Below are 24,054 nucleotides of genomic sequence, written 5' to 3' on the forward strand. Positions count from 1 at the left end.
ACCAGTTGTCGGTGTCGGCGAGCGAGGCGGCCGGGCGCGGCGGGCAGGCGGTGAGCGAGGTGGTCGCGACGATGAACGACATCACCGCCAGCTCGCGCAAGATCGCCGACATCATCGGCGTGATCGACGGCATCGCGTTCCAGACCAACATCCTTGCATTGAACGCGGCGGTGGAGGCGGCGCGGGCCGGCGACCAGGGGCGCGGTTTCGCGGTGGTTGCCGGCGAGGTGCGGGCGCTCGCGCAACGCAGCGCGAATGCGGCGAAGGAAATCAAGACGCTGATCGGCGCGAGCGTCGATCGGGTCGAATCGGGCGCGCGGATCGTCGACGGCGCAGGCAAGACGATGGAGGACATCGTCACGCAGGTGAAGCGCGTGTCGGACCTGATCGCGGAGATCAGTTCGTCGACGGCCGAACAGAGCACGGGAGTCGCACAGGTCGACCAGGCGGTGGTGCACCTGGACAACATCACGCAGCAGAACGCGGCACTGGTCGAGCAGAGCACGGCGGCGTCGGAGAGCCTGAAGCAGCAGGCGACGCGGCTGGTGGAGGCGGTGAACGTGTTTCGGTGAACACGGAGACAGAGATGACGCGGGCACAACGGAGAGGGACGCCGGCCCGCGTCGGACCGCCCGGTTCCGGCCGGGCGGCCAGGGCCTGTCACCCAAGCGGCGCCAGGCCCTGAACCGTCAGACGGCGAGGCAGAGGTACTTGATCACGACGTAGTCGTCGATGCCGTAGTGCGAGCCTTCGCGGCCGAGGCCCGACTGCTTCACGCCACCGAACGGCGCGACTTCGTTCGAGATCAGGCCCGTGTTCACGCCGACCATCCCGTATTCGAGCGCTTCGGCAACCTTCCACACGCGGCCGATGTCGCGGCTGTAGAAATACGCGGCCAGGCCGAACTCGGTGTCGTTCGCGAGGTGGATCACTTCGTCATCGCTGGCGAACTTGAACAGCGGTGCGAGCGGCCCGAACGTCTCTTCCTTCGCGACCTTCATCGCCGGCGTGACACCCGTCAGCACCGTCGGCTCGAAGAAGCCGTGGCCGAGCGCGTGGCGCTTGCCGCCCGTCACGACGGTCGCGCCCTTCGCGAGCGCGTCCTCGATGTGCGCCTCGACCTTCAGCACCGCTGCTTCGTTGATCAGCGGGCCTTGCGTGACGCCCGGTTCCGTACCGCGGCCCACCTTCAGCTGGCCGACGGCTGCCGCGAGCTTCTGCGCGAACTGGTCGTACACGGCTTCATGCACATAGAAGCGGTTCGTGCACACGCAGGTCTGGCCGCTGTTGCGGTATTTCGATGCAATCGCACCCTGCACGGCCGCATCGAGGTCGGCGTCGTCGAACACGATGAACGGCGCATTGCCGCCGAGCTCCAGCGACACCTTCTTGACCGTCGCCGCACACTGCGACATCAGCAGGCGGCCGACCGGCGTCGAGCCGGTGAACGACAGCTTGCGCACGATCGGGTTCGACGTCAGCTCGCCGCCGATCGCCTTCGGGTCGCCCGTAACGACGCTGAGCACACCGGCCGGCACGCCCGCGCGCTCGGCCAGCACGGCCATCGCGAGTGCGGAGAACGGCGTCGCCTCGGCCGGCTTCACGACGATCGGGCAGCCTGCGGCGAGTGCCGGGCCGACCTTGCGCGTGATCATGGCCGCCGGGAAGTTCCACGGCGTGATCGCCGCGCACACGCCGATCGCTTCCTTCGTCACGACGATGCGCTTGTCGCTCGCCGGCGTCGGGATCGTGTCGCCGTACACGCGCTTGCCTTCTTCCGCGAACCACTCGAGGAACGATGCCGCGTAGCCGATCTCGCCCTTCGCCTCGGCCAGCGACTTGCCCTGCTCGGTCGTCAGGATCAGCGCGAGGTCGTCGGCGTTTTCCATCATCAGGTCGTGCCACTTGCGCAGGATGACCGCGCGTTCCTTCGCGGTCTTCTTGCGCCACGCCGGCCATGCGGCGTTTGCGGCTTCGATCGCGTGACGCGTCTCGGCCATGCCCATCAACGGCACGGTGCCGAGCAGGCCGCCCGTCGCCGGGTTGCGGACTTCGAACGTCTCGCCGTTCGTCGCGCCTTGCCATTCGCCGTTGACGTACGCCTGCTGGCGGAACAGCGACGGGTCTTTCAGTGCCAGGGTTTCCTGAACCGTGCTCATGTGATTCACCTGCTTCGAAAAGGACGGATGAAACGGCCGCCGCCGTCACGAAGACGGCGGCGGCGCATTCAATGGATGAAGTCGACGGGAACTCAGGCCGGCACGCCGACCGTTTCCTTCAGCACTTCCTCGAGGATCACGAGCGCTTCGTCGAACACGGCTTGCGGGATCGTCAGCGGGAACAGGAAGCGCACGACGTTCGAGTACACGCCGCACACGAGCAGCAGCAGGCCGCGCTCGAGTGCACGCGCCTGCACGCGCTTCGTGAATTCCGCATCCGGCTCGCCCGAGCCCGGCGTCAGGAACTCGACCGCGATCATCGCGCCCGGGCCGCGCACGTCGGCGATCTGCGGCACGTCGGCCTGCAGTGCGTTCAGCTTCGCCTTCAGCACGTCGCCGAGCTGCGTCGCGCGTTCGCACAGCTTCTCTTCGTCGATGATCTCGAGCACCGCGTGCGCCGATGCGACGGCCAGCGGGTTGCCCGCGTACGTGCCGCCGAGGCCGCCGGGGGCTGCCGCGTCCATCACGTCCGCACGGCCGACGACGCCCGACAGCGGCATGCCGCCCGCGAGGCTCTTCGCCATCGTGATCAGGTCGGCCAGCACGTCGTAGTGCTGCATCGCGAACAGCTTGCCGGTACGCGCGAAGCCGGTTTGCACTTCGTCGGCGATCAGCAGGATGCCGTGCTCGTTACAGATCTTGCGCAGCGCGCGCACGAATTCGGCCGGTGCGGGGTTGAAGCCGCCTTCGCCCTGGACCGGTTCGAAGATGATCGCGGCGACGCGCTTCGGATCGATGTCGGCCTTGAACAGCATCTCGATCGCCTTGATCGAGTCGGCCGTCGTCACGCCGTGCACGGCGTTCGGGTACGGGGCGTGGAACACGTCGCCCGGGAACGGGCCGAAGTTCAGCTTGTACGGGGCGACCTTGCCGGTCAGCGCCATGCCCATCATCGTGCGGCCGTGGAAGCCGCCCGAGAAGGCGATGACGCCCGGCCGGCCGGTGGCTGCACGCGCGATCTTGATCGCGTTCTCGACGGCTTCGGCGCCGGTCGTGAAGAACGCGGTCTTTTTCGGGAAATCGCCCGGTGCGCGTGCGTTGATCTTCTCGGCCAGTTCGACGTACGACGCGTACGGGACGATCTGGTAAGCGGTGTGCGTGAAGTTGTTCAGTTGATCCGCGATCGCCTTGACGATCTTCGGGTGGCGGTGGCCGGTGTTCAGCACCGCGATGCCGGCGGCGAAATCGATGAAGCGGCGGCCTTCGACATCCCACAGTTCCGCGTTCTCGGCGCGGGCTGCGTAGAAATCGCACATCACGCCGACGCCGCGCGGGGTGGCGGCGTTCTTGCGGGCCTGCAGGTCGGCATTCTTCACGGTCATCTCCTTGATGTTCTTTCCGGTGGGTAGAAAATCGGGCGCTTCGACAGCCCATGGAGGCGACTATAATCAGATTTGGCTCTGACAATCAGAGCCATTTCAATAAATATTCAGGAGCCAATCATGCGCGCGAGCGTGTTGTCGGACTGGCTGGCGCAGCGCCTCGTGCGCGGCGGCGAACAGCCGATCTACCGGCAGCTTCACCGGCTGCTGCAACAGGCGATCCTGTCGCGCGAACTGCCGGCGGGCACGCGCGTGCCGTCGTCGCGGCTCCTGGCCGCCGAGCTCGGAATCGCCCGCAACACGGTCACGCAGGTTTACGAACAACTTTCACTCGAAGGCTACGTGAACTCGGCGACGGGCCGCGGCACATTCGTCGCCGACAGCGCGCCGGACGAGATTGTCGGCGCGCCGCCCGAAGCGGCCGCCGCGCACCCGGCGCTCGTGCAGCCGTCCGCGCGGCGGCTCTCCGCGCGCGGCACGCGGCTCGTCGAAGGGGCCGGCGTGTCGAAACGTCAGGGCGGCGCGTTCATGCCGGGCGTGCCCGATGTGTCACGATTTCCGGCGCGCGTGTGGACGCGGCTGCACAACAAATACTGGCGCCGGCTGCGCCCCGACCTGCTGACCTACGCGCCGGGCGGCGGGCTCGCGCTGCTGCGCGAGGCGCTGGCCGACTACCTGCGCACGTCGCGCTCGGTGCGCTGCACGCCCGAGCAGATCGTGATCACGACCGGGATCCACCAGTCGATCGACCTGGCGGTGCGGCTGCTGACCGACCCGGGCGATGCGATCTGGACCGAGGATCCGTGCTACTGGGGCGTGCGCAGCGTGCTGAACGTGTCGGGGCTGACGACGCGGCCGATCCCGGTCGACGACGAAGGCATCGCGCCGTCGGCCGCCGATCTCGCCGAGCCGCCGAAGCTGATGCTCGTCACGCCGTCGCACCAGTATCCGCTCGGGATGGTGATGAGCCTCGCGCGGCGGCGGATGCTGCTCGAATACGCGCGCCAGCACGGCTGCTGGATCATCGAGGACGATTACGACAGCGAATTCCGCTACGGCAGCCGGCCGCTTGCGTCGCTGCAGGGTCTCGATACGGCCGGGCAGGTGATCTACGTCGGCAGTTTCGGCAAGACGCTGTTCCCGGGGCTGCGGGTCGGCTATCTGGTCGCGCCGGAGCCGCTCGCGGAAAGTTTCGCGACCGCGAGCGCCGAGCTGTATCGCGAGGGGCAGTTGCTGCAGCAGGCCGTGCTCGCCGAATTCATCGCGGAAGGGCACTTCGTGTCGCATATCCGCAAGATGCGCACGCTGTACGGGCAGCGCCGCGAGGTGCTGCTCGACGCGGTCGCGCAACGCTATGGCGACACGCTGCACGCGCTCGGCAGCGATGCGGGGCTGCATCTGGTCACGCAGTTGCCGGAAGGTGTCGACGATCGTGCGGTCGCGCAGGCCGCGCTCGAGCGCAACATCGTCGTGCGGCCGTTGTCGGGCTATTACGCGGACCGCGAACGGGCGGCGTCGGGGTTGCTGCTCGGCTATGCGTGCGTGCCGGAGGACGAGATCGCGACCGCGTTCGCGACACTCGCCGAGGCGATCGACGAGCGGGCGTTCGGCGGAGTGATCGAGGCAGCCTGAGCGGCGCATGTCGCCGCCGCATCGCGTGGGTATGGCCGTCGTCGTACCCGGACCGATCCATTCTCTCCGCATCGCTGCCGAACCTCAATACCCGACCCACACCGCGAACGTCAGCACGACGCACGACAGCGCGAGCAGGATCGCGAACAGCGGCAGCACGAAGCGGATCCACGCGCCGAAGTCGACGCGTGCCGTCGCGAGATACGCGAGCAGCATGCCGGACGTCGGCGTGACGAGGTTCGTCAGCCCGCCGCCCAGCACGAACGCGAGCACCGACGTTTGGCCGCTTACGCCGGACAGCTGCGCGATCGGCCCGATGATCGGCATGCTGACCGCGGCCTTGCCCGACACCGACGGAATGAACACGTCGAGCACCATCTGCACGCCCATCAGCCCGTTCGCGACCCACACCGGCGACTGCCCGTCCGCGAGCCGCGTGAAGAAATTGATCAGCGTGTCGAGCACGAGGCTGTTCTGCAGCAGCAGTTCGACCGATGCGGCGAGCCCCATCAGCAGCGCGGCGAGGATCATGTTCTTCATCCCGTCGACGAACGCATCGGCCGCGCTGCGCGAATCGAGCCGGCCGATGACAGCCGTCGCGATGCTCACGGCCGCGTAGAACGCCGCGAGTTCGACGTTGCCCCATTTCAGTTCGCGCGTGCCGTAGATCAGCATCGCGACGGCGGCGGCGAACACGACGAGCGTGGCCTTGTGGCGCAGCGACAGCTTCGCGGCCGCGTGCGCGGCGTGACCGGCGGCTGTTTGCCCGGCGCGATAGCCGGTGTTGCGCACATGGCGCAGCAGGTACAGGATGCCGATCGTCAGGAATACGACGAACACGGCGGCGCGCAGCGCGACGCCGCTGAACAGCGGCACGCCGACGAGCGGCTGCGCGACGGCGAGCGCGAGAGGATTCGTGACCGACGCGATGTAGCCGATCTTCGCGGCGAGGGCGACGAGCGCGACCGCAAACAGGTCGGAGAGCCCCAGGCGCCGCGCGATCACGACGACCATCGGAATGATCACGAGGTACTCGGAGATGAAGCCGAGCAGCGTGCTGCCGAGCCCGATCAGGATCATCAGCATCGGTGTCAGCAGGTACGCGTTGTTGCCGGTCAACTGCAGCAGCCGGTCGATGCCCGCATCGACGACGCCCGTGCGGCGCATCACGCCGAACATCCCCCCGACGAACATCACCATCACGATCAGCGGAGCGTTCTTCAGCAGCCCCTGCGGCACCACGACGAACGCGGACACGAGGCTCGCCGGCATCGCCTGCGTGGGCGTGCTGTGGCTGACGGCCGGCGCGACGAGCGTCGACAGCGTCGTTGTCTTCGGCACGACGTGATAGGTGCCCGGCACGACGAGCCGGCCGTTGCGCTCGAAGTGACCGGAGTCGACGATCCACGTGAGCGCGATCGCGACGGCCAGCACCCACAGCATCATCACGACCGGGTGCAGCATCTTGCCGTGCGGATGGGGCGCGTGGCCGGCGGGTGCGGCCGGATCGTCGGCCGCGCGCGTGGCGGGGGCGGCGCCGTGCGCGCCGGCCGGGTTCGGGGAAGAGGCGGACATCGGATCCTCGTCGGTCGGAGATACGGGCCGTCAGGCCGGTTGCAGCGCGGCGCGCGCCGGGACGTAGCCGAGTTCGGCGGAAATCGCTTGGCTGCACGCTTGCAGGCGTTCGAGATAGTCGGGAATGTCTGCGTGGCTCACGCGTACCTCGGGGCCCGTCACGCTCACCGATGCAACCGTCGCGCCCGTCAGGTCGCGCACCGGCACCGCGATCCCGACTGCGCCGGGCGTCACCTCGCCGCTGCTCACCGCATAGCCCTTGCGCGCGACGGCGTCGAGTTCGCCGGCCAGCTTCGCCGGATCGTCGGCCTGCCCGTTGCGGCGCAGTTGCACGAGATATTCGTCGCGCACGGCATCCGGCGCGAACGCGAGCAGCACCTTGCCCGACGCGCCGAAGTTGATCGGCCGGCGGTTGCCGACCGAGCCGACGGTGCGTACCGCGTGCGTCGTTTCGCAGCGTGCGACGCACACCGATTCGAGCCCTTCGCGCACGCGCAGCACGATCGTTTCGTTGATCGCCTGGTTGAGCGCGAGCATGTGCCGGTGCGCGGCGCGCACGAGCGCGTTCTGCTGCGACGCGGCCACGCCGATCACGAACGCCTGCGGGCCGAGCGCATAGGTGGACGTGCGCGCGTCCTGTACGACGAAGCGGTGCAGTTCGAGCGTGCACAGCATCCGGTACGTGCGCGACTTGTTGATGCCGAGCTGCGACGCCAGCTCGGTCACGCCGAGGTTCGGGTGCTCGGCCACGTAGGTCAGCAGCTTCAGCGCGCTGTCGACGGCGTCGACGATGTAGGTCGTCATGCGAGGTCTCCCGGCGACGCGATGCGCGTGCGCACGTAATCGGCGAGTGCGTCGAGGTACGCGTCGACCGAACGCTTCAGTGCGGCGAAGCCTGCGTTCCTGGCGAACGCGGCTTCGTCCATGTACAGCGAGCGATTGAATTCGATCTGGATGCTGTGGCGCCGCCGCGCCGGATCGGCGAGCGCGGTCAGCAGGTCGCCGCCCTGATACGGGTCGTTGATCTGCACGCGGTAGCCGGCGTCGGCGAACCATTTTGCGGTCCACGCGGTGAACGCCGGGTCGGCAGTCGACCCGCGCCGGTCGCTGACGACGACGTCTGGCCGCAGCGCGCCCGCGTCGACGTTCATCGCGTTGCCGCGCGACTTCATCGAATGGCAGTCGATGTGCCACAGCGCGCGGTGCGTGGCATGCAGCGCTTCGGCGATGCCGGCGAGCGCGCGGCGGTACGGCAGGTAGTACGCGTCGATCCGGTGGCGCACTTCGGCGAGCGACAGCTTGCGGTCGTACAGCGGCACGCCGGGCAGTGCGTCGCGCCGGATCAGCCCCATCCCGCGCTGCGTGTACGGCTGCGGCGAAAGCGGCTCGGGCCACGGCTCGGCGAGCAGCGTTTCATCGATGTCGGTCTTCGCGCGGTTCGGATCGATGTATGCGCGCGGGAACGTCGCGGCGAGCAGCGTGCCGCCGCGTGCGGGCGCGCCGGCCCACAGTTCATCGATGTAGGCGTCCCACGTCGTGCGGATCGCGTCGCCGGGTGCGATGGTGGCGAAGTCCGGCGGATACGCGATGCCGCTGTGCGGCGAGTCGACGACGATCGGCAGTGCGGGCGCCGTCGGCTGCGCGATGAAATACGCGGGCGATGCGCCGGCGGCCGCGTTGTTCCAATTAAACGTCACCATGGGGATCAGGTTCTTTACCTAGTTTCTCGAAGTGTCTCGTTCTTCTGTTTCAATGATTAAAACAGCGTATCAATATTTCACAACGGCCGAAAATTGCGGTCAAGGGCTTTTTTCAAAGCTGGAGCTACACGCTCATGTCGGCCTGTAATACCCGTCGTTATTGAGTTTGTTTCATTCTTCGAAACGCCTTTGGAATCGGTGGATCTGGCTTCCATGTGCGATTTTTGGCATGGCTTGACGCAGTAAATCGTCTAAATCAACAATTAATAAGACGATGTTTTATTCAATAAAACACGTCATGGGCGATTTAAATCGCTCCCCATATTCAATCGATAAAAGGGGTTGGAGATGAAGCGCAAGGAAATGGCGGTCGCGCTGGCAGGCATCGCAATCGCGGCGGGCGCGCCGCACGCGCAGGCGCAGTCGAGCGTGACGCTGTACGGCGTGGTCGATTCGGGGATCACGTACACGAACAACCAGAACGGCCATGCCGCGTGGCAGGCGACCGGCGGCAACGAGCAGGGCACGCGGTTCGGGCTGCTCGGCAAGGAGGATCTCGGTGGCGGCACGCGGGCCGTGTTCCGGCTCGAGAACGGCTTCAGCATCGAGAGCGGCGCCGCGAGCCAGGGCGGCAGGCTGTTCGGGCGGCGCGCGTACGTGGGGCTGGACAATGACCGCTGGGGCACGCTGACGATGGGCCGCCAGTACAACGCGGCGCAGGAAGTGCTGGAGCCGCTGCAGATCGGCGCGACCACCGCGCTCACGCAGTACGCGCTGCATCCGTTCGACACCGACGACCTGAACAACACGTTCCGCACCAACAACTCGGTGCAGTACCAGACGCCCACGTGGTACGGCGTGCGTGCGGTCGGCCTGTACGGCTTCTCGAACTCGACGTCGTTCGCGCAAAACCGTGTGTGGAGCCTCGGCACGAGCTACGAGAACGGGCCGCTGCAACTCGGCGCGGCCTACGTGCGCGTTGATCATCCGGCACTCGACACGACCGGCGCGGCCGCGTCCGACAACTACTACACGTTCATCAAGGGCGTGACGCGCCAGCAGATCTGGGGCGCGGGCGGTGCGTATGCATGGGGCGCCGCGACGTTCGGGCTGCTGTACACGAGCTCGCTGTTCAACCTGCAGACGGGCGGTGCGATGCGCTTCAACAACTACGAGGGCAGCGTGCGCTACCTGATGACGCCCGCGCTGCAATTCGCGCTCGGCGAAACCTACACGCAGGTGCTCGCGTCGCAGGGGCCCAAGCCGAGTTCGCACTACCTGCAGACGAGTGTCGGTGCGCAGTATTTCCTGTCGAAGCGCACCGATATCTACGTGAATGCGTTTTACCAGCGCGCGTCGTCGAACGCTGTGGCCGCGATCGAAGGGATCTCCAATCCGTCGAGCACGCGTACGCAGATCGTCGCGGTGACCGGCATCCGCCACAAGTTCTGACGCGGCGGCAGGCCGCGGGCGCGCGCGTTCCGCTTACAGCCGGATCAGCGCCGCGCCCGCGACCACCAGCGCACATGCGGCGAGCCGCTGCGCGCCCGGCCGCTCGCGCATCACGAACCAGCCGATCGCGACCGCGAAGATCGAGCTGGTTTCGCGCAGCGCCGACACCGTCCCGACCGGCAAGTACCGGTACGCGAGGATCACGATCCCGTACGCGGCGAGCGAGATCGTGCCGGCGATCGCGCCCTGCTTGAGTGCCGTGCGCGAGCCGAGCACCGCACGCGGGCCGCCGCGCACCGCGCAGACCAGCACGAACTGCGGCACGCTCCACAGCACGTACACCCACGCGATGTAGCCGAGCGCGCTGCCGGACACGCGCGAGCCGATGCCGTCGCAGATCGAATACGCGGCGATGAACACGCCCGTGAGCAGCGCAAACGGCACGCCTTCGCCGGAGAACCGGAAGCCGCGCCGCAGCGCGAGCGACATGATGCCGAACGACACGAGCGCGATGCCCGCGAAGCCGAACGGCGTCGGCTGTTCGTGGAGGAAGGCGAGCGCCAGCACCGACACGAGCAGCGGCGAGATCCCTCGGGCGATCGGATAGATCTGCCCGAACTCGCCGCTGCGATAGGCGCGCGCCAGCGTGAAGCAGTATGCAACCTCGAGCATGGCCGACGCGGCGATGTACGGCCACGCGGCGGGCGCCGGCGCGGGCAGCAGCACGGCACCGGCGATACCGAACGCGAAATACGGCAGTGACATCGTGCCGAGCTGCACGAGCCGGTCTTCGCTGACGTGGAGGAAGGCATTCCAGATCGCGTGCAGCAATGCGGAGCACAGCACGAAACCGATGAAAAGGTGATCCATGGACGAAGGCGTGGACGGGAGCGGAGGGGGCGCCGTCATTATGTGGGTATCGGGCGCACTCGCACGGAATTGTCGATAATGGAGTGCTGTTATTCACCGGATGCCGACGATGACCGAAGCCACCCAAGCCCAGCCTGCCGTTCCGCGCCTCACGAGCCTGTCGCACGGGGGCGGCTGCGGCTGCAAGATTGCGCCGGGCGTGCTGTCCGAGCTGCTGAAGCGCGCGACGCCGCCCGCGCTGTTCCCGGATCTGCTGGTCGGTACCGAGACGTCCGACGACGCGGCCGTCTACCGCCTCAATGACGAGCAGGCGATCGTCGCGACCACCGATTTCTTCATGCCGATCGTCGACGATCCGTTCGACTTCGGCCGCATCGCCGCCACGAACGCGCTGTCCGACGTCTATGCGATGGGCGGCAAGCCGATTCTCGCGCTCGCGCTGGTCGGCATGCCGATCAACGTGCTGCCGCACGAGACGATCGCGGCGATCCTGCGCGGTGGTGAATCGGTGTGCGCGGAGGCCGGCATTCCGGTCGCGGGCGGCCATTCGATCGATTCGGTCGAGCCGATCTACGGGCTCGCGGCGATCGGCGTCGTGCATCCGTCGCGCGTGAAGCGCAATGCGGCCGCGCGGGCGGGCGACGTGCTCGTGCTCGGCAAGCCGCTCGGGGTCGGCGTGCTGTCGGCCGCGCTGAAAAAGAACCAGCTCGATGCCGCAGGGTACGCGCAGATGGTCGCGACGACCACCAAGCTGAACCGGCCGGGCGCCGAACTCGCCGCGCTGCCGGGCGTACATGCGCTGACCGACGTCACGGGCTTCGGGCTGCTCGGCCATACGCTCGAACTGGCGCGCGGCGCGCACCTCACCGCGCGCGTGCACTATGCGTCGTTGCCGTGGCTTACGGGTGTCGAGGCGTTCGTTGCCGACGGCGTGTTCACCGGCGCGTCGGGCCGCAACTGGGCCGCGTACGGCACGGACGTGCAACTGGCCGCCACGTTGCCGCCGGTCGCTCAGGCGCTGCTGACCGATCCGCAGACGTCGGGCGGCCTGCTGGTCGCATGCGCGCCCGAGGCCGTCGATGACGTGCTCGCGTGCTTCCGTGCCGACGGCTTCGACCGCGCCGGCGTGATCGGCGAGATGGTGGACGGGCCTGCGCGGGTCGACGTCGCATGACGCCGCAGCGCCACACCGGATTATTTTGCGGTCGCTAGAATCGATGCCTTCCATCGAAGGCATCGACGACCGATGAGCGACTTCCTGTTCGGGCTGATGATCGCGCTGTCGGTCGGGCCCGTTGCGCTGATGATCGCGACTTACGGGATGCGCGCCGGCACCGCAAGCGGCGTGCGTGCGGCGGTGGGTGTCGCGACGGCCGACGGCTGCTATGCGGTCGTCGCGTTCACGCTCGGCGCGATGCTCGCCAGCACGCTCGCGGCGCATCTGTCGCTGTTTCGTCTGGTCGGCGCGCTCGTGCTGCTCGCGATGGGCGCACGGATGCTGTGGCAGGCGCTGCGGGATCGTCGCCGCACGCTCGACGGCGATGCGCGGCCGCCGAGCAGCCGCCCGTTTGCATCGATGTTCTTCGTCACGCTGGCGAACCCGCTCACGATCCTGTTGTTCTACGGCTATGCAACGGCCGCCGCCGGTGCGCATCGGCACTGGCTGCTCGGTGCCGCGTGCGTGTTTGCCGGCAGCCTCGCGGGGCAGCTCGTGTTCGCACTCGGCGGTAGCGCGATCGGCCGGATCGTGAAGTCGCCGGGGCTGCTCGCGGCGAGCCATGTGGTTGCGGCGCTTGTCGTGCTGGGTTACGGGCTGGCGGGGCTGTAGCGGTTCGGCGGTTGATGAGCATGCAGGTGCGATTGGCGTGTCGGTGCCGATCAACCGGATAGTATTCCTTATGGTATGCCGGCGCGTGGCGACCTTCTTCGTTACGATTCACGCACGCACGCACTTCACCCGCACCGGCGCACCGCCGTCGTTTCGTAGTCGGGTTCCGCATCGGGCACGCCCGTTCTATACTCCGTCGCGCAGTCTACGAGAGCCGTTCTCACCCAACGTCATCGAAACAAGGAACGCCGATGCTGACTCGCTCCATTCTTTCCGCCGCTGCATTCTCGCTCGCAGCCTGTGCAACCGCGCCGTCGGTCGCGCAGGACAACCAGGGCAACAACGCGGGCAACAATGCATTCGCCGAGACCGGTGCACAGGGCCGCCCGGTCAAGGTCATGATCATCACGATGTTCGGTCCGGAAGGCCAGGCATGGCTCGACCGGCTCGGCCCGTGGCGTGACATCGCCGTGCCGGGCCTGTCGCCCGACTACCCGAACGTTCATTGCAACAAGCAGGACGTGTGTGTGGTCACGACCGGCATGGGCTATGCGAACGCGTCGGCGACGATCATGGCGCTCACGTTCTCGCAGCGCTTCGATCTGCGCCGCACGTACTTCCTGATCTCCGGCATTGCGGGCGTCGACCCGGCGCAAGGCACGGTCGGTTCGGCCGCGTGGTCGAAGTACCTCGTCGATTTCAGCCTGCAGTGGGAGCTCGATGCGCGCGAGATCCCGGCCGGCTGGAATACGGGCTTTCTCGGCATCAACACGAAGAGCCCGAACGACAAGCCGCCGCTCGACTACCGCACCGAAGTATTCCAGCTCAACCCGCAGCTGACCGACGCCGCTGTCGCGCTGTCGCGCAATGTCGTGCTCGCCGACAGCGCGCAGGCACAGGCCGCGCGCGCGAAGTTCACGTATGCGCCGGCGAACCGGCCGCCGACGGTGATCCAGTGCGACACGTCATCGGGCAACACGTGGTTCTCGGGCACGCTGATCGGCGAGCGCGCGCGGCAGTGGACGAAGATCCTGACCGACGGCAAGGGCACCTACTGCATGACCGCGCAGGAAGACAACGCGACGTATGAAGCGCTCAAGCGTGCGGCGAGCGTGAAGCGGGTCGACCTGTCGCGCGTTGCCGTGCTGCGCACGGGGTCCGACTTCGACCGGCCGTACGCGGGGCAGACGAGCGCCGACAACCTGCTGAACTACGCGGACCAGGGCGGCTTCGCCCCGGCGACCGAAAACCTGTACCGCGCGGGCAATCCGCTCGTGCAGGACATCGTCACGCACTGGGGCGAATGGCGCGACGGCGTGCCGCGTCGTTGAGCTGATTTGATCCGATGGGACGGTGCAGATTGATGTGCTGTCCCGTCGATCAAGTGAGCCGGATGGCCTCCGGCAGCGCAGGATGCGACCGCGCTGCCGGCGATGAGCAAAGGTCGAGGTCTGCTACGGAGTGGGCCTGTCCGGTCTCTCGATCCTGATTTCGATTTTCGTATATTCAGGCCCCAATAACTGCACGGGCCCGGTTCGACCACGTTCATCGGTCATGCCCGAATATCGGGCGGCACTCGTGCTGATCCGATAGCAGGTCCGTGCCAGCGGCCGCTTTTGATCATCCAGAAGCGTCAGCGGGTTATCGTTCGTCCGTTCGGTCCAGCGCGTGGTGGTCACGACGCGGGTGCGCGCAGGGGCAGGATCGTCGCCGCACGTCAGACGGTCGGCATCCGGAGGCGGTCCGGGCGTGGCAGGTGTTATCGCGTAGCTGGCGACTCCCTCCAGCCCCGGCGTGTTGCAAAGTTGCTGACATCCGGCCGGTGGACATTTCGGAACGAATTGCACCCAGATTTGCTTCGCGTTGTCGGCGTCGAGCTCGCCGTCCTTGCGAGCGAAGATGCGTTCTTGTACGTAGACATCGTCCGGTGCCATACCGAGTCCGACGAGAAAGGATTTCATCTGTTCGCCACGTTGCGTGGCCAATTGAGCCGGCTTGTGCTCCCATTCGTATGCAAGCGCATCGATCGTGGCCGTCGCGCCTTCCTGTGTCCACTCTCGCGCCGTCAGATAGTGCCTGACGAGGCTGAGCCTCGCGCTGTTGCTTATCTCGGTCGAGTTCAACGGCAACTTCATGCTGTCGGTGAGCAGGACTTTGCACGCGTTTGCTTGCACCGGGCCAAGCAAAAGGGCAATCAGCAAGGAGAAGAAGGTACGCTTCATCCGAATTTGCTCCGAGAAACCCCGCCATTGATGGCGGGAAGGAAAGGCGTGCCGTTGACAGGCAGCTTCTTCCACGGGTTAGGATCACCGGTATGATCCTTGTCTATCGCTACCGGGTGAAATCGCTCAACGGACTGCTCAACAAGCAGAGCCGCGCGGTGAACTACGTCTGGAACTTCTGCAACGACACGCAGAAGCACGCGCTCAAGTGGAGCAAGAAGTGGCCGACGGGTTTTGACCTGAACATGCTCACCACTGGCAGCAGCAAGGAACTCGGCATCCACTCCGGCACGATCAACGCGACGTGCGAGCAATATGCGAAGTCGCGCAGTCAGCACCGACGCCCCTACCTGCGCTATCGCGGCAGGAAATCGCTGGGCTGGGTGCCGCTGAAGGGCCGTGACCTGAAGCGCGAGGGTGACGCATTCCGTTTCGCCGGCAACACGTTTCGCGTGTTCAACAGCCGCCCGCTTCCCGAAGGCAAGATCAAGGACGGAACTAACTTTGCACAGGATGCACGCGGCAACTGGTTTCTCAACATCGTGATCGAGATGCCCGATGTTCCGGCTCGCCCGATTCGCTCTGGCGTCGGCATCGATCTCGGCCTGAAAGACTTCGCCACACTTTCGACCGGCGAGAAGCTGCCTAACGATCGGTTCGGTCGACGAGCGGCGGAAAAGCTGGCGAAAGCGCAACGGGCGCGAAAGCACAAGCGGCATATCGCGAAGCTGCACGCCAAGGTGGCGAACGCCCGCGCCGACTTCCAGCACAAGCTCGCGCTCGATCTGGTGCGGCGCTTCGATTACATCGCGGTCGGCAACGTGTCGGCCGCAAAACTCGCCAGGACCAGGATGGCGAAGAGCGTCTACGACGCGTCCTGGTCGTCCTTCCGAAACAGGCTCCGCTACAAAGCGATCGCGCACGGGGCCACGTTCGAGGAAGTCGACGAAAGCGGTTCTACCCAGTCCTGTTCGGCGTGCGGGTCGCAAGACAGTACGACGCGGCCGAAAGGTATCGCGGGACTGAGAATAAGAGAGTGGGCCTGCAGTGACTGTGGTGTCGAGCATGATCGTGATATCAACGCTGCGCTGAACATTCTCCGATGCGGACGTGCATCGCCAGGTGTGGGAATCCTCCACCTTTAGGCGGAGAAGGACGTCAAATTGGGTAGACAGCCGGTGGCGCGGTCGGCATCTGATCCGGTGCGGACGAAGTTCCTGGCGTCCAGCCTTGCCATGACGTCAGCCAGGGCGTCGAGTCCGTTTATCAGCGTGCGTCGGGTTTCGATGTCGGATGTGCCGAGCCAGTCGATGACGCGTGCTTCCGTGGGCGCTGATTATTGGAAAGTGTGAACGAGAAGGATGGCGATTAGGCGTGGTTTCTACGCAGAGGCGAACCTGCGCATGCAGCGCGTCGCGACGTGAACGCGATCAGCACCGCTGTGGGCGACGGTCGACATGGTTTGCAGCAATGGAGCCTGTTCGCGAGATTCGCTTTCCAGGGAAACCTGCGTTCGTCAAGCGCTTGGCCGAGTGGCGACGCATCTGGATTGCCGGATCGTGGCTGTCGAATGTTATCGATTGTGTCGACGCGGCACCTTTTTGCGCTGCGATGGCAGTACGCTCGCCCGTTATCGACAATGGCCGTCCTCTGTATCCGTCGAATGCGCGAGCGACTCCAGATGCACCTTCTTCGCCCCGGCAACCGAAAACCTGTATCGCGCGGGCAACCCGCTCGTGCAGGACATCGTCACGCACTGGGGCGAATGGCGTGATGGTGTGCCACGTCGCTGATCATCGCAGGACGGTATCGGTGACGCGTCGACGCGCGCTTTAATGCGATTGCTGCCCGGAACGAAACGGCGTCCACACCGGCGTGGTGTCGTCCCAGTGATCGAGCGGCGAAGGAAGTTGGTCGTTCATCATGTGCTCCTGCAACTAACTGGCTCAACGAGTCGTCGATAGGTGTGTCGCGACGCCGCGCGCGGGGCAACCCGCTGCGCGGCGTTGCACGTTTACCGGCCCCCGCCGGCGAGCTGGTTGCTTTCCGGCGTCGGGCGGTACGGGCCTTGCGCGAGTTCGAGCCCTTGCGGATACGAAGTCGCCTTGCGCAAGTACGCGAGCGTGCCGTCCTTGCGTGCCTGTTCGACTTCCGCGCTCACTTCGGCGCGCGTACGCGGGCCGTTGTGTTGCGAGTACCACGACGTGTTGCCGTAGTCGCCGGCATGCGGCGTGCCCGAATCGGCGAAGGCCGGGGCGGACACGGCGAGCGTGAGAGCGAGGGCGGAGAGAAGATGGCGGCGGTTCATGGCGTAACTCCTGGAGATGTCGGAGCGAGCGCCTGAGCGCGGACTCCGGTCCCGCCTGGCGGGATCTGTTCGATGCGCAACGGGGTGCGCGACAGGGTTTACTCTAGGTATCTGTTCCGTCGCGATAAATGCGGCAGGCGCGAATTGATTTGTCGTCGCAAAGGAACAATCGACATCCGCACCGGCTGCAGGGTTATGCGGAAATCGCCGGCAGCCCGGCGCAGCGGGGCTCACGCGGCTACGACAGCCACGCGCAGCGGCGCACGCGGGCGATTGCTGCTCGCGGCACAAAGGTTTGCTGCGGAATCGGGAAGGATCGGATGCGCCGCGCGGAACGACGGTGCGGGGGCGGGGAGACGCGCGGGCCGGGCGGCCCGCGCAGGCAGGTCAGACGATTACGCGACCCACTCGTTGATGACCGGCGTGTCGAGCGCCGGCGCGCGTTCGGCTTCCTCGAACGTGCGCTTGCTGCACGTCGCGTCGAGGCTGCCCTTGCCGCTCAGCAGCGGGCAGCGGTCGAACACCTCGGCGATCCAGTCGACGAACACGCGCACTTTCGGCGACAGATGGCGGCTGTGCGGATACACGACCGAGATCGGCATCGGCAGCGGCTTGACGCCGGGCAGCACTTCCTTGAGCCGGCCTTCGCGCAGATGCGGCAGCACCATGAAAAGCGGCGGCTGGATCAGCCCGAAGCCTTCGATCCCGCAGGTCACGTACGCATCCGCATCGTTGACCGACAGGATGCCTTCCATCTTCATCTCGACTTCCTTGCCGTCGGTCAGGAACGTCCAGTCGATCGTGCGGCCGGTGCGGCTCGAGAAGTAGTTGACGGCCTTGTGCTGGTTCAGGTCGTCGATCGTCTGCGGCTCGCCGTGGCGTTCGAGATAGTCGGGCGACGCAACCGTCACGCATTCGAACAGGCCGACCCGGCGCGCGACGAGCGACGAGTCCTGCAGTGCGCCGACGCGGATCACGCAATCGACACCTTCCTGCAGCAGGTCGACCGGCCGGTCGGACAAACCGAGCTGCAGGTCGATGTCCGGATAGCGCGTATGAAATTCGCACAGCGACGGAATCACCAGCAGCCGCCCGATCGAACCCGGCATGTCGATACGCAACTTTCCGTGCGGCTTCCGGTTGTTCGCCTGGAAGCTCGCCTCGGTTTCCTCGACGTCCGCGAGGATCCGCACGCATCGTTCGTAGTACGCGGCGCCGTCCGGCGTGAGCGATAGCCGGCGCGTGGTCCGGTGCATCAGCCGCACGCCGAGGAAGGCTTCGAGATTCTGGATGATCGTCGTGACGGACGCCCGCGGCAAGCCGAGCGTTTCTGCTGCCTTGGTGAAGCTGCTTGTATCGACGACGCGAGTAAACACCTGCATGGCCTGAAGCCGGTCCATCACAACCTCCGCAATCTAATGAGCCTCCGGAACAACAAGGCTGCGCTACCTCGTGGGTAAACGCAGCCTCGGATTGTTCGGGGGCGTTGAATTGTGTTGCCGGATTATAGGCATTTATCCCAATGTCTGCCGGACCCAGAATTCGTTCCATCTCGAAATGGATGCTGCATCGTCATGGACGCTTCTGAATTCAGCAAATTCCTGAAGGCCGCGTTGCCCGCGCAAGCCACGGCGGGCGCGGCGCTGACGGTCGCCGAAGTGGAAATTCCCGGCTACGCGCAGGACATCGTGCTGCGCCTGTACCGGCGCCCGGACAAGACCGGGCTGCCAGTAGTGCTTTATTTCCACGGCGGCGGCTTTGTCCGCGGTTCGCTCGAAGACGCCGATTTCGCCGCGCGTTTTTTAGCAGAACGCTTACCAGCGCTCGTAGTGTCGGTCGATTATTCGCTCGCGCCGGCCTTTCCTTTTCCGGCCGCGCCGGAGGATGCGTATCGCGCCGCCGTGTGGGCCGCGACGCGTGCCCGCGCGTTCGGCGGCAACCCGAAGAAGATCGGCGTCGCGGGTCACGACGCGGGCGGCCAGCTCGCGAACTGCCTCGCCTTCATCGCACGTGACCGCGGCGAAGTGTCGATCGCCGCGCAGGCGCTGTTCGGGCCGATGCTCGACCCGAGCATGACGCGCATCGGCGACGCCGAGCGCCTCGCGTCCGACATCACCGCGCGCGAATGCGCGGCCTGCTATCGCGCGTATCTGCCGCAGGCCGCGCAACGCATGCACCCGTATGCGGCGCCGCTCGAATCGGTGCGCCTCGCGGGGCTGCCGCCGACGCTCGTCGTCACCGCGCAGAACGACGTGCTGCACGTCGAAGCGGAGAAATATGCGGGCTGCCTGATCTCGTCGGGCGTGCTCACGCAGGTGATCCGCTATCCGGACATCACGCACGCCGCGCTCGCGACGCACGAAGCCGCATTCGAGGAAGCCGTGCGCTTCTTCCAGTGCCGCTTCCAGGCGCGCCAGCCGAACCGTTCCGAATAACCAGAACCAATCCACGCTTACTGGAGATCCACATGGCCATCCTACGCACCTCCCGTTCCCGAATCGCGACAGCGGCGATCGTGACGCTCGCCGTCGTCGGCCTCGGCACGTTCGGCGCGATGCGCGTGAACGCGAACGCCCCCGACAAAGCGGCGGCGCCGCTGCCCGAAGTCGACGTCGCGACCGTCGTGCCGCAGACCGTGACCGACTGGCAGAGTTATTCGGGCCGCCTCGAAGCGGTCGAGAAAGTCGACGTGCGCCCGCAGGTGTCGGGCACGATCGTCGCGGTGAACTTCAAGGACGGCGCGCTCGTGAAGAAGGGCGACGTGCTGTTCGTGATCGACCCGCGGCCTTACCAGGCCGAAACCGATCGCGCGGCCGCGCAGCTCGCGGCCGCGCAGGCGCGCAACGGCTACGCGCAGACCGACTGGCAGCGCGCGCAGCGGCTGATCGGCGACAACGCGATCGCAAAGCGCGACTACGACGAGAAGCAGAATGCGGCCCGCGAGGCGACGGCGAACCTGAAGGCCGCCGAAGCCGCGCTGGAAACGGCGCGCATCAACCTCGGCTATACGCGGATCACGGCGCCGGTTTCGGGCCGCGTGTCGCGTGCGGAAATCACGCTCGGCAACGTCGTGTCGGCCGGCGCGTCGGCCGCGCCGCTGACGACGCTGGTGTCGGTGTCGCCCATCTACGCATCGTTCGACGCGGACGAGCAGACCTACCTGCAATACATCAACGGCGCGCGCAACGGCCGCAAGGTGCCTGTCGAACTCGGCCTCGCGAACGAAACCGGCTACTCGCGCAGCGGCGAGATCGACTCGGTCGACAACCGGCTCGACACGTCGTCCGGCACGATCCGCGTGCGGGCGCGCTTCGACAACGCGGACGGTGCGCTCGTCCCGGGCCTCTACGCACGCGTGAAGGTGGGCGGCAGCGCGCCGCACGAGGCGCTGCTCGTCGACGATGCCGCGATCAACACCGACCAGGACAAGAAGTTCGTGTTCGTCGTCGACCAGCAGGGCCGCGTGTCGTACCGCGAAGTGCAGCAGGGGATGCAGCACGGCAACCGGCGCGTAATCGTGAGCGGCCTCGCGGCCGGCGATCGCGTGGTCGTGAACGGCACGCAGCGCGTACGACCCGGCGAGCAGGTGAAGCCGCACATGGTCCCGATGACGGGCGGCGATGCGCCGTCCGCGCCGCTCGCGAGCACCGCGAAGCCGGCCGCATCGGCGAAGGCGGATTCGTAAGCGGCTCGCCGCTTCGCATCCGCGTTCAACCAGACAGAGCCACACATGAACATTTCAAAATTCTTTATCGACCGGCCGATCTTTGCAGGAGTCCTATCGGTGATCATCCTGCTCGGCGGGGTGATCGCGATGTTCCTGCTGCCGATCTCGGAATATCCGGAAGTCGTGCCGCCTTCCGTGATCGTGAAGGCGCAGTATCCGGGCGCGAACCCGAAAGTGATCGCCGAGACGGTCGCGTCGCCGCTTGAAGAGCAGATCAACGGCGTCGAGGACATGCTGTACATGCAGTCGCAGGCGAACAGCGACGGCAACATGACGATCACCGTCACGTTCAAGCTCGGCACCGATCCGGACAAGGCCACGCAGCTCGTGCAGAACCGCGTGAACCAGGCGCTGCCGCGCCTGCCGGAAGACGTGCAGCGGCTCGGCATCACCACGGTGAAGAGCTCGCCGACACTGACGATGGTGGTCCACCTGATCTCGCCGGACAACCGCTACGACATGACCTACCTGCGCAACTACGCGCTGATCAACGTGAAGGATCGCCTGTCGCGGATCCAGGGCGTCGGCCAGGTGCAGCTGTGGGGTTCGGGCGACTACGCAATGCGCGTGTGGCTCGATCCGCAGAAGGTCGCGCAGCGCGGGCTGTCGGCCGAGGACGTCGTGCAGGCGATCCGCGAGCAGAACGTGCAGGTCGCGGCGGGCGTGATCGGCGCGTCGCCGTCGCTGCCGGGCACGCCGCTGCAGCTGTCGGTGAACGCGCGCGGCCGTCTGCAGACGGAAGACGAGTTCGGCGACATCGTCGTGAAGACGACGCCGGACGGCGGCGTCACGCACCTGCGCGACATCGCGCGGATCCAGCTCGACGCATCCGAGTACGGGCTGCGCTCGCTGCTCGACAACAAGCCGGCCGTCGCGATGGCGATCAACCAGTCGCCGGGCGCGAACTCGCTGCAGATCTCGGACGAAGTGCGCAAGACGATGGCCGAGCTGAAGCAGGACATGCCGGCGGGCGTCGACTACAAGATCGTCTATGACCCGACGCAGTTCGTGCGTTCGTCGATCAAGGCCGTCGTGCACACGCTGCTCGAAGCGATCGCGCTGGTCGTGATCGTCGTCATCGTGTTCCTGCAGACCTGGCGCGCGTCGCTGATTCCGCTGATCGCGGTGCCGGTGTCGATCATCGGTACGTTCTCGCTGCTGCTTGCATTCGGGTATTCGATCAACGCGTTGTCATTGTTCGGGATGGTGCTCGCGATCGGGATCGTGGTCGACGATGCGATCGTGGTGGTCGAGAACGTCGAGCGCAACATCGAGAGCGGGATGAACGCGCGGCAGGCGACCTACAAGGCGATGCAGGAAGTGAGCGGGCCGATCATCGCGATCGCGCTGACGCTCGTCGCCGTGTTCGTGCCGCTCGCGTTCATGTCGGGCCTGACCGGCCAGTTCTACAAGCAGTTCGCGATGACTATCGCGATCTCGACGGTGATCTCGGCGTTCAACTCGCTGACGCTGTCGCCGGCGCTGTCCGCGATCCTGCTGAAGGGCCATGGCGACAAGGAGGACTGGCTCACGCGCGTGATGAACCGCGTGCTCGGCGGCTTCTTCCGCGGCTTCAACAAGGTGTTCCATCGCGGTGCGGAGAACTACGGCCGCGGCGTGCGTGGGGTGCTGTCGCGCAAGACGCTGATGCTCGGCGTGTACCTCGTGCTGGTGGGGGCGACCGTGCTCGTGTCGAAGGTCGTGCCGGGCGGCTTCGTGCCCGCACAGGACAAGGAATACCTGATCGCGTTCGCGCAGTTGCCGAACGGTGCATCGCTCGACCGCACCGAGAAGGTGATCCGCGACATGGGCTCGATCGCGCTGAAGCAGCCGGGTGTCGAGAGCGCGGTCGCGTTCCCGGGGCTGTCGGTGAACGGCTTCACGAACAGCTCGAGCGCGGGCATCGTGTTCGTCACGCTGAAGCCGTTCTCGGAGCGGCACGGCAAGGCGCTGTCGGCGGGCGCGATCGCGGGGGCGTTGAACCAGAAGTACGGCGCGATGAAGGACTCGTTCGTCGCGGTGTTCCCGCCGCCGCCGGTGCTCGGCCTCGGTACGCTCGGCGGGTTCAAGATGCAGATCGAGGATCGTGGCGCGGTCGGCTATGCGCGGCTCGCGGATGCGTCCAACGACTTCATCAAGCGTGCGCAGCAGGCGCCTGAACTCGGGCCGTTGTTCACGAGCTACCAGATCAACGTGCCGCAGCTCAACGTCGATCTCGACCGCGTGAAGGCGAAGCAGCTCGGCGTGCCCGTCACCGACGTGTTCAACACGATGCAGGTGTATCTCGGCTCGCTGTACGTGAACGACTTCAACCGCTTCGGGCGCGTGTACCAGGTGCGCGTGCAGGCCGATGCGCCGTTCCGCCAGCGCGCGGACGACATCCTGCAGCTGAAGACGCGCAACGACCGTGGCGAGATGGTGCCGCTGTCGTCGCTCGTCACGGTGACGCCGACGTTCGGCCCGGAGATGGTCGTGCGCTACAACGGCTACACGGCGGCCGACATCAACGGCGGCCCGGCGCCGGGCTTCTCGTCGGGGCAGGCGCAGGCCGCGGTCGAACGCATCGCGCATGAAACGCTGCCGCGCGGCGTGCGGTTCGAATGGACCGACCTCACGTACCAGCAGATTCTTGCAGGCGATTCGGCGATGTATGTGTTCCCGATCAGCGTGCTGCTCGTGTTCCTCGTGCTCGCGGCGCTGTATGAAAGCCTGACGTTGCCGCTCGCGGTGATCCTGATCGTGCCGATGAGCATTCTGTCGGCGCTGACGGGCGTATGGCTCACGCAGGGCGACAACAACATCTTCACGCAGATCGGCTTGATGGTGCTGGTGGGGCTGTCGGCGAAGAACGCGATCCTGATCGTCGAATTCGCGCGCGAGCTCGAACACGACGGCAGGACGCCGCTCGAGGCCGCGATCGAGGCGAGCCGGCTGCGGCTGCGCCCGATCCTGATGACGTCGATCGCCTTCATCATGGGTGTCGTGCCGCTCGTCACGTCGACGGGGGCCGGTTCGGAAATGCGCCATGCGATGGGTGTCGCGGTGTTCTTCGGGATGCTCGGCGTGACGCTGTTCGGGCTGATGCTGACGCCGGTGTTCTACGTCGTGCTGCGTACGCTCGCGGGCGGCAAGATTCACGTTGCCGGCAAGGATTCGGCGGGTTACGGCGTGCCGGCTCCCGATGCTTGAGGATAAGAAG

The 24,054-nt window shown here is 66.2% G+C and carries 19 protein-coding genes; 10 read left to right on the top strand and 9 right to left on the bottom strand.

Going from position 1 to position 24,054, the window contains the following annotated elements; genetic code table 11:
• Positions 1 to 572, top strand: a 572-nt coding sequence (locus B7G54_RS33975; RefSeq protein WP_244289464.1) for a methyl-accepting chemotaxis protein, incomplete at its 5' end; no start/stop codon positions are given.
• Positions 573 to 689: 117 nt separating this feature from the next.
• On the opposite strand, the gene gabD is transcribed toward B7G54_RS33975, so the two are convergent.
• Together gabD and B7G54_RS33985 are read right to left on the bottom strand one after the other, a co-directional pair.
• Complete coding sequence (gene gabD / locus B7G54_RS33980) at positions 690 to 2,159, bottom strand: NADP-dependent succinate-semialdehyde dehydrogenase (protein WP_085043088.1); 1,470 nt, start codon at positions 2,157 to 2,159, stop codon at positions 690 to 692.
• A 92-nt stretch (positions 2,160 to 2,251) separates the two neighbouring features.
• Positions 2,252 to 3,535, bottom strand: coding sequence for a 4-aminobutyrate--2-oxoglutarate transaminase (locus B7G54_RS33985; protein WP_085043144.1), 1,284 nt, complete (start codon positions 3,533 to 3,535; stop codon positions 2,252 to 2,254).
• 126 nt (positions 3,536 to 3,661) lie between these two features.
• Here B7G54_RS33985 and pdxR point away from each other — a divergent pair, with 126 nt between their 5' ends.
• On the top strand, positions 3,662 to 5,173 hold the full coding sequence (pdxR, locus tag B7G54_RS33990) for a MocR-like pyridoxine biosynthesis transcription factor PdxR (protein WP_085043089.1): 1,512 nt from the start codon (positions 3,662 to 3,664) through the stop codon (positions 5,171 to 5,173).
• Between the two features lie 84 nt (positions 5,174 to 5,257).
• Here the strand turns inward: pdxR and B7G54_RS33995 are convergent, their stop codons facing one another.
• Genes B7G54_RS33995 through B7G54_RS34005 form a run of 3 tightly spaced genes read right to left on the bottom strand, consistent with a single transcriptional unit; the run spans position 5,258 to position 8,448 of the window.
• Positions 5,258 to 6,748: a YfcC family protein gene (locus B7G54_RS33995; RefSeq protein WP_085043090.1), complete on the bottom strand. Its 1,491-nt coding sequence runs from the start codon at positions 6,746 to 6,748 to the stop codon at positions 5,258 to 5,260.
• 30 nt (positions 6,749 to 6,778) lie between these two features.
• Entirely contained in the window at positions 6,779 to 7,552 is a 774-nt protein-coding gene (locus B7G54_RS34000) for an IclR family transcriptional regulator (protein WP_085043091.1), read from the bottom strand.
• Positions 7,549 to 8,448 carry an N-formylglutamate amidohydrolase gene (locus tag B7G54_RS34005; protein WP_085043092.1) on the bottom strand — a complete coding sequence of 300 codons (900 nt, stop codon included), beginning with the start codon at positions 8,446 to 8,448 and terminating at the stop codon, positions 7,549 to 7,551. The genes B7G54_RS34000 and B7G54_RS34005 overlap by 4 nt, the downstream gene beginning before the upstream one ends.
• A gap of 348 nt (positions 8,449 to 8,796) precedes the next feature.
• On the opposite strand from B7G54_RS34005, the gene B7G54_RS34010 reads away from it, so the two are divergent.
• Positions 8,797 to 9,900 carry a porin gene (locus B7G54_RS34010; protein WP_085043093.1) on the top strand — a complete coding sequence of 368 codons (1,104 nt, stop codon included), beginning with the start codon at positions 8,797 to 8,799 and terminating at the stop codon, positions 9,898 to 9,900.
• Between the two features lie 33 nt (positions 9,901 to 9,933).
• On the opposite strand, the gene B7G54_RS34015 is transcribed toward B7G54_RS34010, so the two are convergent.
• Positions 9,934 to 10,770: a DMT family transporter gene (locus B7G54_RS34015; RefSeq protein ID WP_085043094.1), complete on the bottom strand. Its 837-nt coding sequence runs from the start codon at positions 10,768 to 10,770 to the stop codon at positions 9,934 to 9,936.
• A 109-nt stretch (positions 10,771 to 10,879) separates the two neighbouring features.
• On the opposite strand from B7G54_RS34015, the gene selD reads away from it, so the two are divergent.
• The 3 genes from selD (at position 10,880) to B7G54_RS34030 (ending at position 13,929) form a co-directional block, all read left to right on the top strand.
• Complete coding sequence (selD, locus tag B7G54_RS34020) at positions 10,880 to 11,944, top strand: selenide, water dikinase SelD (RefSeq protein WP_085043145.1); 1,065 nt, start codon at positions 10,880 to 10,882, stop codon at positions 11,942 to 11,944.
• Between the two features lie 72 nt (positions 11,945 to 12,016).
• A complete protein-coding gene (locus B7G54_RS34025; RefSeq protein ID WP_085043095.1) occupies positions 12,017 to 12,598 on the top strand; it encodes a LysE family translocator in 582 nt (193 codons plus the stop codon).
• 251 nt (positions 12,599 to 12,849) lie between these two features.
• Entirely contained in the window at positions 12,850 to 13,929 is a 1,080-nt protein-coding gene (locus B7G54_RS34030) for a purine-nucleoside phosphorylase (RefSeq protein ID WP_085043096.1), read from the top strand.
• A gap of 123 nt (positions 13,930 to 14,052) precedes the next feature.
• On the opposite strand, the gene B7G54_RS34035 is transcribed toward B7G54_RS34030, so the two are convergent.
• On the bottom strand, positions 14,053 to 14,820 hold the full coding sequence (locus tag B7G54_RS34035; protein WP_085043146.1) for a hypothetical protein: 768 nt from the start codon (positions 14,818 to 14,820) through the stop codon (positions 14,053 to 14,055).
• A 92-nt stretch (positions 14,821 to 14,912) separates the two neighbouring features.
• Between B7G54_RS34035 and B7G54_RS34040 the strand changes: the two genes are divergently transcribed.
• Positions 14,913 to 15,965, top strand: coding sequence for an RNA-guided endonuclease InsQ/TnpB family protein (locus B7G54_RS34040; protein ID WP_085043097.1), 1,053 nt, complete (start codon positions 14,913 to 14,915; stop codon positions 15,963 to 15,965).
• An 869-nt stretch (positions 15,966 to 16,834) separates the two neighbouring features.
• Here B7G54_RS34040 and B7G54_RS34045 read toward each other — a convergent pair.
• The gene (locus tag B7G54_RS34045) at positions 16,835 to 17,128 is read right to left on the bottom strand and encodes a DUF4148 domain-containing protein (protein ID WP_085043098.1); all 294 of its coding nucleotides are present in this window, start codon (positions 17,126 to 17,128) and stop codon (positions 16,835 to 16,837) included.
• A gap of 395 nt (positions 17,129 to 17,523) precedes the next feature.
• Entirely contained in the window at positions 17,524 to 18,528 is a 1,005-nt protein-coding gene (gene ceoR, locus B7G54_RS34050; protein ID WP_085043099.1) for a putative multidrug efflux transcriptional regulator CeoR, read from the bottom strand.
• Between the two features lie 174 nt (positions 18,529 to 18,702).
• Between ceoR and B7G54_RS34055 the strand changes: the two genes are divergently transcribed.
• Genes B7G54_RS34055 through ceoB form a run of 3 tightly spaced genes read left to right on the top strand, consistent with a single transcriptional unit; the run spans position 18,703 to position 24,044 of the window.
• Positions 18,703 to 19,563: an alpha/beta hydrolase gene (locus tag B7G54_RS34055; RefSeq protein ID WP_021156405.1), complete on the top strand. Its 861-nt coding sequence runs from the start codon at positions 18,703 to 18,705 to the stop codon at positions 19,561 to 19,563.
• A 32-nt stretch (positions 19,564 to 19,595) separates the two neighbouring features.
• Positions 19,596 to 20,813: a multidrug efflux RND transporter periplasmic adaptor subunit CeoA gene (gene ceoA / locus B7G54_RS34060; RefSeq protein ID WP_085043100.1), complete on the top strand. Its 1,218-nt coding sequence runs from the start codon at positions 19,596 to 19,598 to the stop codon at positions 20,811 to 20,813.
• Between the two features lie 45 nt (positions 20,814 to 20,858).
• Positions 20,859 to 24,044, top strand: coding sequence for a multidrug efflux RND transporter permease subunit CeoB (gene ceoB / locus B7G54_RS34065; protein ID WP_085043101.1), 3,186 nt, complete (start codon positions 20,859 to 20,861; stop codon positions 24,042 to 24,044).
• Positions 24,045 to 24,054: the final 10 nt, after the last annotated feature.

Source organism: Burkholderia puraquae (genome assembly GCF_002099195.1).
Taxonomy (GTDB): Bacteria; Pseudomonadota; Gammaproteobacteria; order Burkholderiales; family Burkholderiaceae; genus Burkholderia; species Burkholderia puraquae.